The sequence below is a fragment of the Pseudodesulfovibrio sp. 7M6 genome (assembly GCF_050058625.1).
In the GTDB taxonomy this organism is placed as follows: Bacteria; Desulfobacterota; Desulfovibrionia; order Desulfovibrionales; family Desulfovibrionaceae; genus Pseudodesulfovibrio; species Pseudodesulfovibrio salinus.
On the sequence record NZ_CP188816.1, the window covers coordinates 1770687 to 1786520 of the forward strand.

19 protein-coding genes and 1 tRNA gene are annotated in these 15834 nt (G+C 56.2%); 13 read left to right on the plus strand and 7 right to left on the minus strand.

The window, feature by feature from the left end:
- Positions 1-35 precede the first annotated feature (35 nt).
- The gene (locus ACI0FG_RS08435) at positions 36-806 is read right to left on the minus strand and encodes a TIM44-like domain-containing protein (protein ID WP_419788095.1); all 771 of its coding nucleotides are present in this window, start codon (positions 804-806) and stop codon (positions 36-38) included.
- Positions 807-855: 49 nt separating this feature from the next.
- A complete protein-coding gene (locus ACI0FG_RS08440) occupies positions 856-1254 on the minus strand; it encodes a response regulator (protein ID WP_419788096.1) in 399 nt (132 codons plus the stop codon).
- A 181-nt stretch (positions 1255-1435) separates the two neighbouring features.
- On the opposite strand from ACI0FG_RS08440, the gene ACI0FG_RS08445 reads away from it, so the two are divergent.
- The 3 genes from ACI0FG_RS08445 (at position 1436) to ACI0FG_RS08455 (ending at position 3530) form a co-directional block, all read left to right on the plus strand.
- The gene (locus tag ACI0FG_RS08445; RefSeq protein ID WP_419788097.1) at positions 1436-1765 is read left to right on the plus strand and encodes an SHOCT domain-containing protein; all 330 of its coding nucleotides are present in this window, start codon (positions 1436-1438) and stop codon (positions 1763-1765) included.
- Entirely contained in the window at positions 1762-2511 is a 750-nt protein-coding gene (locus ACI0FG_RS08450) for an HD domain-containing protein (RefSeq protein ID WP_419788098.1), read from the plus strand. Before ACI0FG_RS08445 ends, ACI0FG_RS08450 begins: the two co-directional genes overlap by 4 nt.
- A 110-nt stretch (positions 2512-2621) precedes the next feature.
- A complete protein-coding gene (locus ACI0FG_RS08455; RefSeq protein WP_419788099.1) occupies positions 2622-3530 on the plus strand; it encodes an NAD(P)/FAD-dependent oxidoreductase in 909 nt (302 codons plus the stop codon).
- 3 nt (positions 3531-3533) lie between these two features.
- Here the strand turns inward: ACI0FG_RS08455 and ACI0FG_RS08460 are convergent, their stop codons facing one another.
- Positions 3534-4259, minus strand: coding sequence for a flagellar brake protein (locus tag ACI0FG_RS08460; protein ID WP_419788100.1), 726 nt, complete (start codon positions 4257-4259; stop codon positions 3534-3536).
- Here ACI0FG_RS08460 and ACI0FG_RS08465 point away from each other — a divergent pair.
- Positions 4258-4542 (plus strand): potassium:proton antiporter, encoded by a 285-nt coding sequence (locus tag ACI0FG_RS08465; protein WP_419788101.1) that lies wholly within the window; start codon positions 4258-4260, stop codon positions 4540-4542. The two genes, ACI0FG_RS08460 and ACI0FG_RS08465, sit on opposite strands and share 2 nt — an antisense overlap.
- Here ACI0FG_RS08465 and ACI0FG_RS08470 read toward each other — a convergent pair.
- Complete coding sequence (locus ACI0FG_RS08470) at positions 4526-5674, minus strand: YibE/F family protein (RefSeq protein ID WP_419788102.1); 1149 nt, start codon at positions 5672-5674, stop codon at positions 4526-4528. The genes ACI0FG_RS08465 and ACI0FG_RS08470 overlap by 17 nt on opposite strands.
- 73 nt (positions 5675-5747) lie before the next feature.
- A complete protein-coding gene (locus ACI0FG_RS08475; protein ID WP_419788377.1) occupies positions 5748-7250 on the minus strand; it encodes an alkaline phosphatase in 1503 nt (500 codons plus the stop codon).
- A 234-nt stretch (positions 7251-7484) separates the two neighbouring features.
- Here ACI0FG_RS08475 and ACI0FG_RS08480 point away from each other — a divergent pair, with 234 nt between their 5' ends.
- The 9 genes from ACI0FG_RS08480 (at position 7485) to ACI0FG_RS08520 (ending at position 15030) form a co-directional block, all read left to right on the plus strand.
- Positions 7485-8222, plus strand: coding sequence for a cytochrome c3 family protein (locus ACI0FG_RS08480; protein ID WP_419788103.1), 738 nt, complete (start codon positions 7485-7487; stop codon positions 8220-8222).
- A 14-nt stretch (positions 8223-8236) separates the two neighbouring features.
- On the plus strand, positions 8237-9421 hold the full coding sequence (locus ACI0FG_RS08485; RefSeq protein WP_419788104.1) for an electron transporter RnfC: 1185 nt from the start codon (positions 8237-8239) through the stop codon (positions 9419-9421).
- On the plus strand, positions 9418-10389 hold the full coding sequence (locus tag ACI0FG_RS08490) for an RnfABCDGE type electron transport complex subunit D (protein ID WP_419788105.1): 972 nt from the start codon (positions 9418-9420) through the stop codon (positions 10387-10389). The genes ACI0FG_RS08485 and ACI0FG_RS08490 overlap by 4 nt, the downstream gene beginning before the upstream one ends.
- Positions 10390-10392: 3 nt before the next feature.
- Complete coding sequence (rnfG, locus tag ACI0FG_RS08495; protein ID WP_419788106.1) at positions 10393-10971, plus strand: RnfABCDGE type electron transport complex subunit G; 579 nt, start codon at positions 10393-10395, stop codon at positions 10969-10971.
- Positions 10972-10980: 9 nt separating this feature from the next.
- Positions 10981-11652, plus strand: coding sequence for an electron transport complex subunit RsxE (gene rsxE / locus ACI0FG_RS08500; RefSeq protein ID WP_419788107.1), 672 nt, complete (start codon positions 10981-10983; stop codon positions 11650-11652).
- Between the two features lie 9 nt (positions 11653-11661).
- Positions 11662-12186 carry a DUF2059 domain-containing protein gene (locus tag ACI0FG_RS08505; RefSeq protein ID WP_419788108.1) on the plus strand — a complete coding sequence of 175 codons (525 nt, stop codon included), beginning with the start codon at positions 11662-11664 and terminating at the stop codon, positions 12184-12186.
- On the plus strand, positions 12183-12761 hold the full coding sequence (locus ACI0FG_RS08510; RefSeq protein WP_419788109.1) for an electron transport complex protein RnfA: 579 nt from the start codon (positions 12183-12185) through the stop codon (positions 12759-12761). Before ACI0FG_RS08505 ends, ACI0FG_RS08510 begins: the two co-directional genes overlap by 4 nt.
- A 10-nt stretch (positions 12762-12771) precedes the next feature.
- The gene (locus ACI0FG_RS08515) at positions 12772-14877 is read left to right on the plus strand and encodes an FAD-dependent oxidoreductase (protein ID WP_419788110.1); all 2106 of its coding nucleotides are present in this window, start codon (positions 12772-12774) and stop codon (positions 14875-14877) included.
- Positions 14878-14953: 76 nt separating this feature from the next.
- Positions 14954-15030: transfer RNA gene (locus ACI0FG_RS08520), tRNA-Val, on the plus strand.
- 248 nt (positions 15031-15278) lie between these two features.
- Here ACI0FG_RS08520 and ACI0FG_RS08525 read toward each other — a convergent pair.
- Positions 15279-15467, minus strand: coding sequence for a hypothetical protein (locus ACI0FG_RS08525; protein ID WP_419788111.1), 189 nt, complete (start codon positions 15465-15467; stop codon positions 15279-15281).
- A gap of 15 nt (positions 15468-15482) precedes the next feature.
- A complete protein-coding gene (locus ACI0FG_RS08530) occupies positions 15483-15818 on the minus strand; it encodes a hypothetical protein (RefSeq protein WP_419788112.1) in 336 nt (111 codons plus the stop codon).
- Positions 15819-15834: the final 16 nt, after the last annotated feature.

Sequence of the window (15834 nt, forward strand, 5' to 3'; positions counted from 1 at the left end):
TGTTCCTCCGATATGGACACCCCGGGACGGGGTTCCTAATTCATGTTGTCGATAGCATCCAGGGTCCAGAGTCCGTTCTCCACATCTTCATTACGGGAGAACCTCCAGACCGAACGCCGCTGATGGGTTTGATCCCCTTCACCGCCAAGAGTGGCATCGTAGGTGACAGTAAGCACTGTCCGGCCACCCTTTGTTTTCATATCCGCAATGTCCGCCTTGAGGAGCATGACCTCCTCGCGCACATAGGAGCCGGACTCGATGGAGGTCCGAACCTCGCGATACACATCATCGGATAAAAAGGGCCTCAACTCATCCAATTCCTCAACTCCGGCGACCTGCCGAATTCGGGTGTAGAAGAGTTTGGCTCCTTCCAAAAATTCATTTTGATCGAATCCCGTCCCGGCATCCCCTCCGGGAATGGCCCGTGACGGAGCATCACCTGGGTTCCCCTCGCCACCAAGCATGGTCCACATCTGCTGGGCTGCTTCGTACCGATCCATGGGGCGGGCGGGAGGCTGCCGACTTCCGCCATCAGAGTTTTCTCCGTTGGTGGAACCGTTGTCATCCCGATTAAAGTCATTGCCGTTTTTATCATCAGGGCGCGGCCCACCGCCGGAACGACGACGAAACATTCGCACCAGAAAATAGGCAACCAAAACCAGAAGCAGGATATTGAGGATACTTCCGGTGCTGGACGGTGCCCCTTGATTCGCCTGAGCGGTGTTTGCCACACCCGACAGGACAAGGGTTAATCCCGGAATAGGACCGAACTTACGCAGTCGGGAAAAAATCGAAGTAGTGATCATAGATCGTCTTGGCTGTGCTTTGTTTTGATCGCCGATAGCACGTCGGGGGTTAATCGATAAGCGCCAGATCACGCAAAATGGCATGGAGGCTTTCCACCTCAATGGGTTTGGGCAAATATGCGGCCGCACCGCCTTTGTAGTATGCCTTAACCACTGTTTTCGGATCATTGAGGGCCGTAACCATGATAACCTTGGTTTCTCTGGCTGGATTCACGCCAAACTCCTGCTCAATAGCCCGGATTTCCTTGAGAGCCTGGTGCCCGTCCTTGTTGGGCATCATGATATCCATGCAAACCAGATCATACGGTTCCCCATCGGACAAGGCCTTGCGAAACGCTTCCACGCATTCCACGCCATCATTGGCAGTATCGCACTGACCGAAATCATTCATGAGCGCCGTCAGCAGCTTTCTGCTGGTAAATTCATCCTCTACAATCAATATGCGCATGCTGCCTCCCGGAAAACACCTCCCTTCCCTACACCATCACCCAGGGAAACTCAACGCGAACCATATCTGCACATACTCCCTCAAATAATTACCGGATATCCGCTTGGTCAGCATAGCCAAAGCCCTTGCCTCCGCCGAAGTTGCGACGTAGATAAAACGCAATTCAAAACAGGGAGACTCAATGACATTACCCGAACTGCCGACCCTGCTGGCCGGTTTCTTCGACTTCATGAATGACCCGAAATGGCGTGCCTGGCCTTTTGATTCCGGCTATGGCGAACACCTGCTGCCCGCTATTGCAAGGTTGCTTTTCGTCGCCCTAATTCTGGGCGCGATAATACTCTTTCTGCGATTCCTCTTCGGACCAGGGGGCTGGCTGCGAGACGAAGAAATGGACCGGGAAGCCAGAGAGGAAAACGAACGGGAGCGCGCTGAACTCAAAGAACAGTTCGACGCCGGAAAGATTTCCGAGATGGAATATGAACTCAAAATGAAAAGGCTCAAGGATTGACCCCTTCCCTGACGCCCCACATAGAAGCGTTGACCCGGTTTGCGGAAAGCTACCTGCGCGAGGGAGACGAGGATGGCATCCGTCTCAAGCTTGCCCACTCCCTCCGAGTCCTGGACAACGCCTCGTCCATCATTGAAGGGGAAGGCATCCAGGGGCATGATGCCTGGCTATGCCGGATGTGTGCCCTGTATCATGATATCGGACGCTTTCCTCAATTCGCCCAGTTTCAGACCTTCAACGACAGAAAATCTTTCAATCATGGCCGAATGGGCGTACTTACCTTGCGGCAAGAGGGATTTCCCATTCCAGTGGATAGCGCCGATGGCAGGATAATCCGCTTCACTGTCGGGCAGCACAATCTAAAGGTCATACGAGGGGGAATGAAGCCATCCCTGGATCGCCCCGTGAGAGTGGTACGCGATGCAGATAAGCTAGATATCTATAACGTAATGCTTGCCAATTTCGAAGGCGATGCATTCGATCCGATCATAGTTCAAAGCCTGCCGAACGAGCCGGAGAACTATACCAACCAGATTTACAAAGCCGTTCTGACAGGCAACGCCGTAGACTACACTCAACTAAGGGTTGCAAACGACTTTTTATTACTGCTTCTGGGATGGCTTAAGCGCTTCAATTTCGACACAAGCCTTCGCATAGCCCACGACCGCCACTACCCATCCCGTATTTTCAAGCTGCTTCCCAACACACCGGAAATGCGGACTCTGCACTCCCAAATATACAAGTAGCTGCCCGGCTAATATTCTGATTTTCTCCACCTCCGCAGAAAAACTGTACATTGCGAAGAGAATGCTTATCTTTATTCGATAGTACCACTCGACACAAACGGAGGTTCCCCATGACCGATACACAAATCTACGACGTCGTCATTCTCGGTTCCGGCCCAGGAGGACTTCAGGCAGGCATTCACGCCGCACGGAAAAAGGCACGCACACTCATGCTGGGACGCGTGGACAACAGCAGTCTTTATTGGGCGCATATCGAAAACTATTGCTGCCAGCTGACAATCTCCGGAGAAGAAATTCTGCGCACCGGCAGGGAGCAACTGGAAAAGTTCGGCGCAGATCTGCGTGACGAGGATGTTCTCTCCATTGAGCCGGATGGGGATATCTTCACCCTGCACCTGGAATCCGGCGATGAAGTGCGCAGCCGAACCGTCATTCTTGCAACAGGGTCCAGCCGGAACAAGTTGAAGGTTCCGGGTGAAAAGGAACTCCTCGGCAAGGGTGTAAGCTACTGCGTGGATTGTGACGCAGGATTCTACCGCGGAGCCGTGGTGGGAGTCGCTGGCGGACGCAGTGCCGCCGCCGGAGGGGCTGTGGCTCTGACCAATTACGCGCGTGAAGTACACCTGTACTGCGATAAGCTGGATGTTGCCGAAGGGTTGCGAAAGCAACTTCTGGACGCGGGAGTATTGGTGCACGAAGGTGTCAACATAACGGAAATCCAAGGGATCACTTCCGTCACGGCCGTCACGCTTGATGACGGTTCCACACAAATCCTGGACGGAGTGTTTATTGAACTTGGGGCCAAGGGCGTGCTGGAACTCACTTCCATGCTGGGTGTCCGCCTGGACGACGACATGAAGTACATCGTCACCGACAAGAAGCAGCGGACAAATATCCCCGGCGTCTACGCAGCAGGAGACATCTGCGGGCCTCCCCTACAGATGGCCAAGGCCGTAGGCGAAGGCTGCGTTGCCGGTATTGAAGCCGCCACCTACGCAAAGAAGTCTTCGGAATCGTAAGGATCAGAGTCGTGGAAGCCCACACTGAAGCTGGGCTTCCACGAACTCTTCAATTTTTCTTCGCGCGTCACCGTCTTCACCTGAAAAATGCAGTACGCAGTACTGTGAGCCGTTCTTAAGAAAAGAAGTATGCACCTCACAGTTCACGGAATACCCCCTATCCTGTGCGAACGGATGAAAAGTCAACCGGGCTTCCCGTTCTTCCACAGAGCCTTCGGCGTCCCAGCCCCCATCCAAAAAACGAACACGCGCATGTGACGCAGACATATCTTCCACCACACAAGGGAAGCCCTTGCCACGGCTCTCAAGCCTGCCGGGGAATCGGCATGGACACCGAGGCTCGGCCCGCTTCTCCGCATCATAGATTTCTCCTGGGGCCGCAAGTTCCAGCAATGAACCGGGATTCGACATATGGTTAAGCACCTGGGTTGAAAACCCTTTGAGCCTGCCCTCGGATGCAAAACGTAGCCGGGCGCTGGAATCTGTCTTCAGACGATCGATCATCTGCGGAGGAAGCGGAACATAAACCAAAATGCGGCCGTCTTCCCTCACATCGGCCACGATGCTCAGAATACGGTCGCCAAAGGTCGAAAACTCCATGAGGACCTTGTCCCCGGACACGATATTCACCGCGTATCCTCCACGTTTACCCCAAAATAGCCCATGGATTTTACCCCGGCAATTATATATACGGTCCGCACCAATCAAAGGGAAATATTGATACGACATGCTTAAATATCTTGGAATGATCTCTTGGGCCGGTTGCCTCATCACATTGGTCTATCAGGCTGTAACGTGGATCATTACCGCATCATGGCCATCGGTCACCCTGCTGGACACCGCTCACAGAGTCGGCATCGACCTGACCGATTTTGTAACCACACTTCCGGTGGATATTCTGCTCAAGCTGGCCTACGTGCTTCTGACAACGCAACTTTCCCTGGCGCTATGGTGGCTGGGGCTGGCCTTCTTCCTCATGGCCATGGCCCAGCGGATCATCCTTGGGAAGTAACGGCGGACCGCCTTCCGGCCAGCAGCATCCCGCCGACAACCGCCGTAAAGGGTGCCACCGTCACCAGTCCGAAACTGCCCACCAGCGTCTTCAGCACTTCCGCCGCAACATAGATGAAATTGAAGGTGGAATCCAAGGGGATTCCCTGCGCCATGAAAGCCATAAGCAACGTGACGTAGCCGCCGGAATACGCCAGCAGCAACGTGGTGGTCATGGTGCCGACAACGGCCCGGCCGACCCTCAACCCGGAACGGATCAATTGCCCGCGCGATATTTCCGGACTGTGCGCGGCAATCTCTCCCATGCTCGCCGCCACATCCATTGCCAAGTCCATAAAAGCCCCTGACGAAGCCAGAAATACGGCTGCGATGAATATCTGCACCAGATTGAGATGGCTGTATCCCGAATAGAGCAATGTTTCGGCAAAGGGCATTACAGCCCCATGCACGTGCAATGCGTGGGTAAAATAAATGCCGAGCACACAACTGGTAAGCACGCCCAGAAACGCTCCGAAAAAGGCGGTTGTCCCGACCCGGTTGACACCTGCCACCAGATAAATGATGACCGCACACAACAGGGAAACTATGCCCATTACCAAAATCAACGGGTCCACGCCCTTCAGCAAAAGCGGAATCATTACCTTCCATAAAACGAGCCCGGTAAAGACGAAGGAGAGCAAGGCCTTTAGCCCGGTTGCTCCGCCAAAGGCGAAAACCAGGAACGCAAAGAGAAGGAGCAGGATCAGTTCCAATCTCAAACGATAATGATCCTGCGGATTCACATAGATCGGTTTTCCGTTTTCATCGACGGATATGATGACATACGCCTCGTCGCCCGGCCGAAAAATCTTGTCACGATCAAGCTGCCCCAAAAGCTGGTTGTTGGCATCGAACGTCTGCCCCTTGAAAGGCCCGTCCAGGATATCCAGTGTAACCCCCTGCTCCCCCTTTCTGATGAGTCCCAGATTCTGAAGCTCGGAATTGTCCACGGCCAGAACCTTGCCGGTACATCGGACCGCGTCGGTATCCACCTTTTCCGCAAATCCGGTTGGCAGGAAATAGAGCCCCACGGAAAGCAGGGTGAAGATGAGTATGAGCAGATAGTCGCGGCGGGTATGGCCTGTACGATTCATGCAAGAATCTCCATAAAAGACGGGTGGAGCGGTCAACCGCCCCACCCGCTGTTTATTGTTTTTTCTGTAGGGGTTAGTTGGCCGCCAGCTTCATCTTGTCGCCGGAAACGTAGTGCGGCTTGGGATTGATTCCCATGGAAGACATTATCTTGAGAGCCACGTCGGTGTTGTCGTAGCTGCCATTGAACAGCGCGCTATCCACACCGATGGCTGAAGTGGAGACCGGAACGCCGGTGTGCTTGTAGGACGTCCAGCCCAGACCGGCCTTGGCATTCAGCAGATGGGTGATGGTGACGGACAGCGGATCATACTCACCGTAGAGCAGATAGTCGCTTCCCTTCACCTTGTCGCCGGTCATGCTGCGATTGAAGGCGTTCTGGAGATCCTTGACCTCGTAGTCGGCCAAAACCAGATGGTCGGCCTTGGGGTCGCCCTGGAACTTGAGACCGAATTCAGCGGTGATGATCGGCTTCATGTCCTCAAAGGTACCGCCCTTGGCCTTGAAGTCCTTGAGGGTCTCGTCCGTGAACTTCTGGAAGGAAACCTTCTGTCCGTTCAGGATGTTGTAGTATGAGTCATACTTGGTTCCGGCAAAACCGAGGGTCAAACCGCCACATTCGTGGTCACCGGTGACGACGATCAGAGTGTCGTTGGGGTGCTTCTCATAAAAGGCCAGCGCCTGCTTGATGGAATCATCAAAGGCCATGGTGTTGCGTATGGAAGCAGCGGCATCATTGGCGTGGCAGGCCCAGTCGATCTTGCCACCCTCAACCATCAGGAAGAAGCCTTTATCGTTGTTAAGCATCTCAATGGCCTTGGACGTGAACTCCGGCAAGGTAATGTCGTTGGTGTCCATATCCATGACATAAGGCAGCGCCTTGCCGTCAGGCAGCTTTTCATTCCAGGCCAGAATCTTGCCGTCGCCCGGCTTGAGAGCCATGAACTCCTTCTTGTTGGTCACGACCTTGTAGCCGTTGTGCCTGGCCTTCTGAACGGCATCACCGAGCGGAGCCTTGGACTTCTTGCCGGTGGGGTCCTTCAGGCCGCCGCCCGCAAAGAAATCGAAATCGGAATTGGCCAGGGCGTGATCGATTTCATGGTACATCTTGCGGGTCTTTACGTGGGCATAAAAAGCGGCCGGAGTGGCATGGTCTATGGACACGCTGGAAACGATACCGACCTTCTTGCCCTGCTCCTTCGCCATCTCGGCAACGGTCTTGACCGGCTTGAAGTGAGGATCGACACCAATGTAATTGATGTTGGTCTTCATACCGGACGAAAGCGCGGTGGCTGCGGCGGCAGAACCGGTGATGAACCGGTCATTGGCGTAGGTGGTGGTAATCCCCTGTGCGGGCATGGAATCCATAGTCAGTTTTTTACCGGTGTATGCGGCACAGGCTGCACGCTGGGGCAAGCCCATACCGTCACCGATGAATAGGAAGACATACTTGGCAGTCTTCTCGGCCTTGGCCGTGGACTGAGCCTTGGCCTCCTGCTGCCCGCAACCGACCATGAAGGCAATTCCCATGGTGAGCACGAGCATACGAATCACATTACTTTTCACATTCCATTTCATCATCGCTATCCTCCAGATGGCGCAGGTACTGTTTGATGAAATTTCTTTTAACCCTCGCGAGTTACAGTTCTGTGAACGAATGTGCCCCGCAAGTGACCTCGGCATGACGAATCCGCAACATCAGATCTTTCATTCCCCACAGACATGATTGGCGAGTCAATTCAAATGGGTATAGACTAAACGACGCATTTTCAGATATAGTAACCGAATAAGCCAAAATCTGAGGTTGACCCAGTGCAAAAACGCCTGCTTCCCATTGCCGTCATCGTCGGCATCCTCTCCATCGTGGCCGTAACCGGCTATAATATCCCTGTCCCTGCGGAGCGTCCCCCGGTCCGGATCCTTTTGGACAACAAGGGGGGGAAAGTCATTTTCCAGCACAGGCAACATATGGAAGCACAGGGCAAAGAGTGCGGCACCTGCCATCACACCACAGGCGAAGACCAGTCACCTCCGTCCTGCAAGACCTGCCACGTTAAAAAATTCGACCAAGCCTTTATCGATGAGCACCAGAGCTCAATGGATGACAAACTCTGTGCCGCCTGCCATCACCCTGGGGCCAACATTACGAAATTTTCCCACACAGCCCATGCCGACGACTATGCAGCGGACGACTGCCAGGCCTGCCATCACGACAAGACAATAGAATCCGAACCGCAGAACTGCGCCAACTGTCATAAGGATAAGCCTAAAGCCAACCAACCTTCCCTCATGAAAGCCGCACACACCCGCTGTGCCGACTGTCATCAGGATTGGTATGAGGCTGGCGCGCGGGGCTGTAAGCACTGCCATGACAGAGACGGGTCCCGGCCGTCGGAACCTCAGGCATGTTCCGATTGCCACAGCGGCCCTGTCGATCAACTCATTCCGACCACAACGGCGGCCTTCCACGGCCAATGCATGAGCTGCCACCAAAAGCAGGATAGCGGTCCCTTCGGCGACGCGGCCTGCGGCAAATGCCACATGAAATAGGGGACACTGCGCACATGACAAGCTTCAGTTTCAGCCTGCTCACGGGCGAGACCGGCCCTCTGGAAAAAGGGAACCGGCCGGACTACTTGAATATTCCCGTGCCGTATCACACACCTGTTTTGAATGTTGGCGATCAGGTCCTGGCGGATACGCTGGTTGCCAGGGCGGACAGGGAAAACGATGGAGACGTCCACTCCCCTCTTGCCGGTACCATTACGGGAATCACCCCCTATGCGATCAACATTCGTGTGGAAGGAGATGACCGGGCACCCTCCGGCGAACCCGCCCCGGACGGCGGTAACAGATTGCGGCAGTGGCTCCGTGGTCTTGGAGCCGACGTCAGGGCCCTGGACCGCGCCACGACGCTCATCGTCAACGCCGTCCCTCCAGAACCGGGCATATCCATCTGCGAGCCCTTGCTACGCGACTATCGAAAAACAGTTGAGATAGGCCTGGAAGCGGTAAAACGGATTGTGGAACCGACCAAGCTGTTCCTGGTGGCCGCAACAGGCAATCAGACCAGCGCCTTCGCCAATTGTACGGTACAGCATGTCGCTCCGGTACATCCGAACGGAATGCCCCAGATGGTCATCAAGGCGGTCACGGGGCAGGAAGCGCTCCCCGGCACCTTTGCCAACGATACAGCGCTCATTACCGTCAGAGAACTTTTCCTCATTGGCCGGGTGATGGAAACGGGACGTCCCGTTACCGAGACGGTGATGACCATCGGCTCGCAAAACAGCCTTGTTCGAGTTGGTACTCCGGCAAGTTTCCTTGTTGCCGAGGCCGGAGGCTCTGTCCAGCCTGGAGACCGCATCGTCCTGGGTGGCCTGATGTGCGGTCTTTCAGCTCGCGATCTGGCACAGGGCATAGGCAAGAAGACGACCGGGCTGTATCTTATCCGCCCGGGAGAAGGATCGGAGCCCACGGACAATGCCTGTCTGGGATGTGGAGAGTGCGAGCGTCACTGTCCCGCACGAATCATGCCGGGCATGATCAGCCGGTGTGCGGAGTTCAAACAGTTCAAGCGCGCAGAACAATTCCACATCCACTCCTGCATCGAATGCGGCATCTGCGGCTATTGGTGCACGGCGCAACGCCCTCTGCTCCACTACATTCGTTTGGCCAAATATGAACTCGCTCTACTTGCCGCCGAGAGTGATGATAAAACCGCAACCGCCGCCGAGGAAGCACGATGAAACCTCTGGAACCGTTGCTTACCGTCTGCATGCCGCCCCACGTTCACTGCGGCAGGACCATCAAGGGATACATGAGGGAAACCCTGCTGGCCCTGCTGCCTGCAGCAATCATGGCAATCGTCGTTTTCGGTATGGGGGCCATCCGCGTCATGGCACTGTCCTGTACCGTGGCCGTGCTGGCCGAAGCCGCCTTGAACCGAATATTCAGGCGGGAGCAATCCATTGATGACTTGAGCGCCCTGCATACGGGGCTGCTCTTCTCCTTCCTGCTGCCCGCCTCGGCCCCATGGTGGCTCGTCACGGTCGGAGCCATTGCCTCCATCCTGCTGGGCAAGATGATCTACGGTGGCCTGGGGGCCAATCCGCTGGTCTCTCCTCTGGTCGGCTGGGCCTTGTGCCGCATATCCTGGCCCGCCTTCATGGATACCAACGCAACCATGCTCAACCTGGACCTGCCTGCCCCCTTGCAACAACTCAAGTATTTCGGACTGGACGCAGTCAGCTCAATTGACCCGACAACCCTGCTTACCGGAAGTCAACTGGGAGGCCTGGGTGCAATTCAGGTAGGGGCGCTGCTGATCGGAGGGGGCTACCTGCTTCTACGCCGTCATATCCGCTGGGAAATTCCCGTAGCCTTTTTGTGCGGAGTGGCTGGCATGGCCTGGATATACCAGATCCTCGACCCGTCGACCTATGCTTCCCCCTTGTTCCATCTCCTCGCCGGAGGAACCGTATTCGGAGCCTTCTTCCTGGCAACGGACCCGGCGTCCACTCCGGTTGGGCGCATCCCCACGCTTCTGTTCGGACTCATGGCCGGAGCCATGGTCATCATCATCCGCGTGTACGGCATTTATCCGGACGGAGTTCCTTTCGCCATTCTGCTGGCCAACTTGTTTACCCCTTTGCTGGACCGCATCCGGCCCCGCCCCTTTGGCGGCCCGTGCGTTTTGATCCGGGAGGAGGACTAGACCATGCGAGAAATGATCAAGATGGTCGTTGTCCTTTCGCTCATCTGCGGCTTGTCGGGACTGACACTGGCCACCGTCCGTCAAGCCACGCGGCCTCGCATTGAGGAACAGGTCATGACCTATGTGCAAGGCCCGGCCCTGAAACAGATTTTCCCGGACTGCGACAACAACCCAGTCAAGGACCGCAAAGCGTTCGATCTTCCCTCGGGCAAGGTCACGGTCTTTCCGGCCATGAAGGACGGCAAGCTCAATGGTGTCGCCTTTGAAACTTTCGGCAAGGGATACGGCGGTCCCATCGGCATCATGGTCGGCTTCTCCACCGACGGCAAATCCCTCAAGGGGATCGGCATAACCACCCTCAAGGAGACACCGGGACTGGGCCAGCGCATCACGGAACCGGAATTTCGCGATCAGTTTCGCAGTCACACCACAAAAGGCGTGGCCCTGACGAAATCCGGCGGAGACATTGCGGCCGTATCCGGGGCCACCATTTCCTCAACCGGAACCGTTACCGCCATCAACGACGCCATCAAGATATTTCAACAGATCAAGGACAAGCTCCAGACAGCCTGGAACTCCTAGGAAAACACCATGAGCACACTCTGGAAAGAATTCTCCAAGGGACTGTGGGAAGACCTGCCTCCGTTCAAGCTGGTGCTGGGGCTCTGCCCCACTCTGGCCGTAACCAAGACAGCGTACAATGGATTTGGAATGGGCGTGGCCGTCATCTTCGTGCTGGCGCTCTCAAACCTGCTCGTATCCCTGCTGCGCAAGGTCATTCCGGCCAAGGTCCGCATAGCCTGCTTTATCGTGGTCGCGGCATCCCTTGTGGTCTGCGTGGAGCTGCTCATGCAGGCGTATGCATATCCCCTGTACCAGCAGCTCGGCATCTTCGTACCGCTTATCGTGGTCAACTGCATCATCCTCGGCCGTGCTGAAGCCTTTGCTTCAAAGAATCCGGTTCTTCTCTCAGTGGCCGATGGCCTGGGCATGGGACTGGGCTACACGCTGGCACTGACCTTCCTCGGGTCCCTGCGGGAACTGTTCGGCTACGGCACATGGTTCGGAATGCATGTCATGGGCACCTGGTACAAACCCTTTACCTTCATGGTCGAGGCTCCAGGCGCATTCGTCTGCCTCGGTCTGATCCTGGCGGGCATGAATGCCCTGACCAACTGGCAACGACGCTCAAAGGGACTGGAACCCGTCCAGGGCCCAGGGCACGATTGCAAAAGCTGCGGCATGTGTGCCTGCAAGGAGTAAGAGGCTATCATGAAAAAAATACTGCTCTGTCTGCCAATCATCCTCGCCCTACTCACGGCAGGTCAGGCCTACGCCCAGCAAAGCAAGCCAGCCGAAAAGCCGTCTCCCAAAGAAATGATGGCTATGCTCAAGGTCTCCGGCTCGGTAGAGGTGCTGGACCAACTGGTAAACCAGCTCATCGTCAACCTGGAGCAACAGGTAAAAAAGGAACAGCCCGACCTTCCCAAAGAAGCCTATCCCGTCATCAAAGAAGAGTTCGAGTCGGGCCTTCGGGCTTGGATGAAAACCCTTCTGGTCAGACAGATGGAATACTACTCCCAATATATGACCAGGACCGAAGTGCTCGACCTGACCCGAATGTATAAATCCACGGCCTACAAAAAGATGATCGATGTCGGGGAAAAATACATCATAACCGAACTGCAACCAATCCTACAGAAAGAAGTGCCCTTGATAACGGACCAGATAAATCAACGCGTAAAAGATCGTCTGGCCCGGGAAGGGATCATTAAAAACAAGAAGGCAGGTATATGATGGATTACTTCGTCCTTGTCATCGCCGCCATCTTCGTCAACAACATTGTCCTGGCCCAGTACTTGGGCAACTGCCCCTTCATAGGCACGTCAAAAAATTCGGGCGTGGCCATCGGCATGGGCTTGGCCGTCGTGTTTGTGGCCACCATGGCCGCAGCCATCACATGGTGTGTACAAAAATTCCTGCTTGCCCCGTATGATCTTGGCTATCTCCAGACCATAGCCTTTATTCTGGTCATCGCGGCGCTCGTGCAGTTCGTGGAGATGTTCCTGAAGAAGGCCATTCCTCCGCTGTACAAATCCCTCGGCATATTCCTGCCGCTCATCACTACCAACTGCGCGGTGCTCGGTATCGCCATCATCTGCCAGCGCAAGGAGTACGGCTTCCTGGAGACCGTCATATTCTCCCTGGCTTCGGGTGCCGGCTTCCTGCTCGCCTTGGTGGTGCTCGCCGGTATTCGGGAAAGATTGGATCTGGCGCGGGTTCCCATCAGCCTCAAGGGAACGCCGCTGGCTCTAATCATGGCCGGACTCATGTCCCTGACCTTCTTCGCCTTCAAGGGCATGGCCTCCTAGGAGACTGTCGATGATAGGAACATCTGTACTCGTCCTCTTCGGCATAGGCTTCACGGCTGCGATCATCCTGGCCGTGGCCTCCAAGCTGCTCTACGTTTATGAAGACCCGCGCATCGCGCAGGTGGAAAGCGTACTGGCAGGAGCCAACTGCGGCGGCTGTGGCTTTGCAGGGTGCTCCGGTGCGGCGCAGGGCGTGGTGGCGGGCAAGGCCGGAGCCAATGTCTGCGTTATCGGCGGGGAGTCCGTGGCCGCCAATGTCGCCGCCATCATGGGGCTGGAATTTTCGGCCATGGAAAAACAGATCGCCTTTGTGGACTGCACCGGCGGCCTGCGCGCCGAGGACCTTTACCACTACCGGGGCGTTCGTGACTGCCGGGCACAAAGCCTGCTTTACGACGGCAGCAAGATGTGTCCCGAAGGATGCCTGGGGTTCGGCACCTGCGTCACCTCCTGCCAGTTCGGGGCCATCAACATGGGACCGGAACGGACTCCCGTGGTGGACCCGGCGCTGTGCACCGCCTGTGGCGCCTGTGCCCAGGTTTGTCCGCGCGGCGTCATCTCCATCCAGGGCATGACCGCGCGCATTACCCACCTGAACGAAATCAACGATTGCCTTGCCCCCTGCCGCCAGCGCTGCCCCGGGCAGATCAACATCCCGCGCTACATTGAGCAGGTCAAATGCGGCGACTACGCAGGTGCGTTGGAGACCATTCGGGAGCGCATCCCCATGCCGCTCTCCATCGGCCGCGTCTGCCCGCACCCCTGCGAAACGGCCTGCCGCCGGGGCCATGTGGACGAACCGGTCGGCATCAACATGATCAAACGTTTCGCGGCGGACTGGGAATTGAACAGCGGCGAGCACCTGCCCATTCCCTGCGCACCGGACAATGGCCGCAAGGTGGCTGTCGTCGGTGGTGGCCCGGCGGGCATTTCCTGCGCCTATTCCCTGCGCCGCCTGGGCTATGCGCCCACCATATTCGAGTCCATGCCCAAACTCGGCGGCCAGTTGCGCTACGGCATTCCGGAATACCGGCTGCCAAAAGCGATTCTGGATTGGGAGATAGAAGGCATCCTTAATCTCGGCATCAACGTGCAATACGAAAAATTCTTCGGCCGCGACTTCAGCCTGGAGAGCCTGGCCGAGGATGGGTACGAAGCCGTATTCCTCGGCATCGGTGCCTGGATGAACCTCACCCTGCGGATAGAGGGGGAAGAAGCGGAGGGCGTTTCCACCGGTACGGAATTCCTGACCAAGGTCGGCCTCGGCATGGATACGGAAATCGGCCAGAAGGTCGTGGTCATCGGCGGCGGCAACACGGCCATCGACACCTCGCGCACCAGCGTGCGGCTCGGCTCGAACGTGACCCTCATGTATCGCCGAACCCGTGATGAAATGCCCGCCAACGAAGAGGAAATAGAGGGAGCCGAGGAGGAAGGAGTCAATTATCTATTCCTGGCCGCGCCGTCGCGTATCATCACCAATGAGGACGGACATGTCACCCATGTGGAATACATCAAAATGGAGCTGGGCGAACCCGACGCATCGGGACGCCGTCGCCCGGTACCCATCGAAGGCTCCGAAACCCTGATCGAGGCAGACACCGTCTACACCGCCATTGGGCAAAAACCGGAACTCTCCTGCCTCTATGACGAATCCGGCCAATGTTCACTGGAGGAGACCAAATGGCGGACCCTCGACGCGCACCCGGACACCTTGCAGACCGCCCTGCCCCACGTCTTCACAGGCGGCGATATGCACACAGGCCCGTCCCTGGTTATCACCGCGCTGGGGGAAGGCCGCAAGGCCGCGCGCTCCATCCACCAGTATCTGACGGACGGCGCTCCGCATTATGCTTCCAACATTCAGCGCGAACTGATCCCCTACACCATGTTCACCGACGTGCCGGACGTGGGCTACCGGGCCAAGGCCAAGCTGCCGTTCCTCATAGAATGCGACGAGCGCAAGTGCTCCTTTGGCGAGATCGAAGGTTCACTGAGCCTGGAGGGAGTACAAAACGAAACCGCCCGTTGCCTGCGCTGCGGTCTGACCTGCTATGACCGGGATATCCCGGAGGGCGCAACCTGCGTTGCCGCCGAATGCATAAAAAAGGAATAAAAAAAGGCTTGCCAACCGGCATGGTTGCGGATATATCAGACTCCCTTCGGACGGAAGTCTGGAGAAACGAACAAGTGGGCGATTAACTCAGCTGGTCAGAGTGCCATCTTCACACGGTGGAAGTCGCAGGTTCAAATCCCGCATCGCCCACCACCGAAATTCCAAAGAATGCCAGGCATCCCAACGCTTTATAGGGCCTGGCATTCTTCTTTTTTGCTCTTCCACGACAAAGATGAATCCACCTATTTTATGCCCTTTTTCACCCTGTTTTAATAAATTTGGCACACGAATTGGCACACACCGCCTTCACTCCAATTTGTCTCCACAAACACAGCTAAAAACAAATACCGGATGCGAATTGGGATAAGAGTCGCTAGCATTTAGCCAGCGACCCTTATCGTTTACGAGATCTGGACGATCAACCTGCCGTCATCATCCACTTCCTTTTCTCTTTCATCTTCCAGTTCATCGGTCTCGTCTTCGTCGTGTTCGACGAAACGCGGCTTTTCATCCTCTTCCATGGCGAAAACGCCGGTCACGGCCAGGATGCCAACAGCTACGCCGCCCATAAAGGTCCAAAAATCGCGCATGATTTTCTCCTTGGTTTATATTTCGAATTCTGTACCGCAATGATTGCAGCGGTATTCGCCAATGACATGCCGGTCGATGTGCTCGCCGACCTGGTTGCCCACGGCTGACCCGGCGAAGAAGCCTGCGAGCGCTCCGGCCAAGCCGCCGGCGAGGATGCCGATGCCCGTGCCTACGACCGGAACAACCGAACCGATGGTTGCACCCGCTACGGCACCTGAGGACGCACCCCAGTATCCGGCAGCGCCACCGGCCACGCCGCCTACTGCGGTACCGATCTTTTGGTTTGTGTTGATCAATACGACGTACTCCGAACTGTCGCAGTTCGGGCATTTGGGAGTCTCTTCACTCATATTTCCCTCGGGATTA

Bases quoted from the DNA above. Each gene is read 5' to 3' on its own strand.
- ACI0FG_RS08440 (WP_419788096.1), bottom strand. From the start codon at position 1,254: ATGCGCATATTGATTGTAGAGGATGAATTTACCAGCAGAAAGCTGCTG.
- ACI0FG_RS08465 (WP_419788101.1), top strand. From the start codon at position 4,258: ATGCTTAAATATCTTGGAATGATCTCTTGGGCCGGTTGCCTCATCACA.
- ACI0FG_RS08470 (WP_419788102.1), bottom strand. From the start codon at position 5,674: ATGAATCGTACAGGCCATACCCGCCGCGACTATCTGCTCATACTCATC.
- ACI0FG_RS08530 (WP_419788112.1), bottom strand. From the start codon at position 15,818: ATGAGTGAAGAGACTCCCAAATGCCCGAACTGCGACAGTTCGGAGTAC.
- ACI0FG_RS08505 (WP_419788108.1), top strand. From the start codon at position 11,662: ATGAAAAAAATACTGCTCTGTCTGCCAATCATCCTCGCCCTACTCACG.
- ACI0FG_RS08460 (WP_419788100.1), bottom strand. From the start codon at position 4,259: ATGTCGTATCAATATTTCCCTTTGATTGGTGCGGACCGTATATATAAT.
- ACI0FG_RS08435 (WP_419788095.1), bottom strand. From the start codon at position 806: ATGATCACTACTTCGATTTTTTCCCGACTGCGTAAGTTCGGTCCTATT.
- ACI0FG_RS08515 (WP_419788110.1), top strand. From the start codon at position 12,772: ATGATAGGAACATCTGTACTCGTCCTCTTCGGCATAGGCTTCACGGCT.
- rnfG (WP_419788106.1), top strand. From the start codon at position 10,393: ATGCGAGAAATGATCAAGATGGTCGTTGTCCTTTCGCTCATCTGCGGC.
- rsxE (WP_419788107.1), top strand. From the start codon at position 10,981: ATGAGCACACTCTGGAAAGAATTCTCCAAGGGACTGTGGGAAGACCTG.
- ACI0FG_RS08510 (WP_419788109.1), top strand. From the start codon at position 12,183: ATGATGGATTACTTCGTCCTTGTCATCGCCGCCATCTTCGTCAACAAC.
- ACI0FG_RS08475 (WP_419788377.1), bottom strand. From the start codon at position 7,250: ATGAAATGGAATGTGAAAAGTAATGTGATTCGTATGCTCGTGCTCACC.
- ACI0FG_RS08525 (WP_419788111.1), bottom strand. From the start codon at position 15,467: ATGCGCGATTTTTGGACCTTTATGGGCGGCGTAGCTGTTGGCATCCTG.
- ACI0FG_RS08455 (WP_419788099.1), top strand. From the start codon at position 2,622: ATGACCGATACACAAATCTACGACGTCGTCATTCTCGGTTCCGGCCCA.
- ACI0FG_RS08445 (WP_419788097.1), top strand. From the start codon at position 1,436: ATGACATTACCCGAACTGCCGACCCTGCTGGCCGGTTTCTTCGACTTC.
- ACI0FG_RS08485 (WP_419788104.1), top strand. From the start codon at position 8,237: ATGACAAGCTTCAGTTTCAGCCTGCTCACGGGCGAGACCGGCCCTCTG.
- ACI0FG_RS08490 (WP_419788105.1), top strand. From the start codon at position 9,418: ATGAAACCTCTGGAACCGTTGCTTACCGTCTGCATGCCGCCCCACGTT.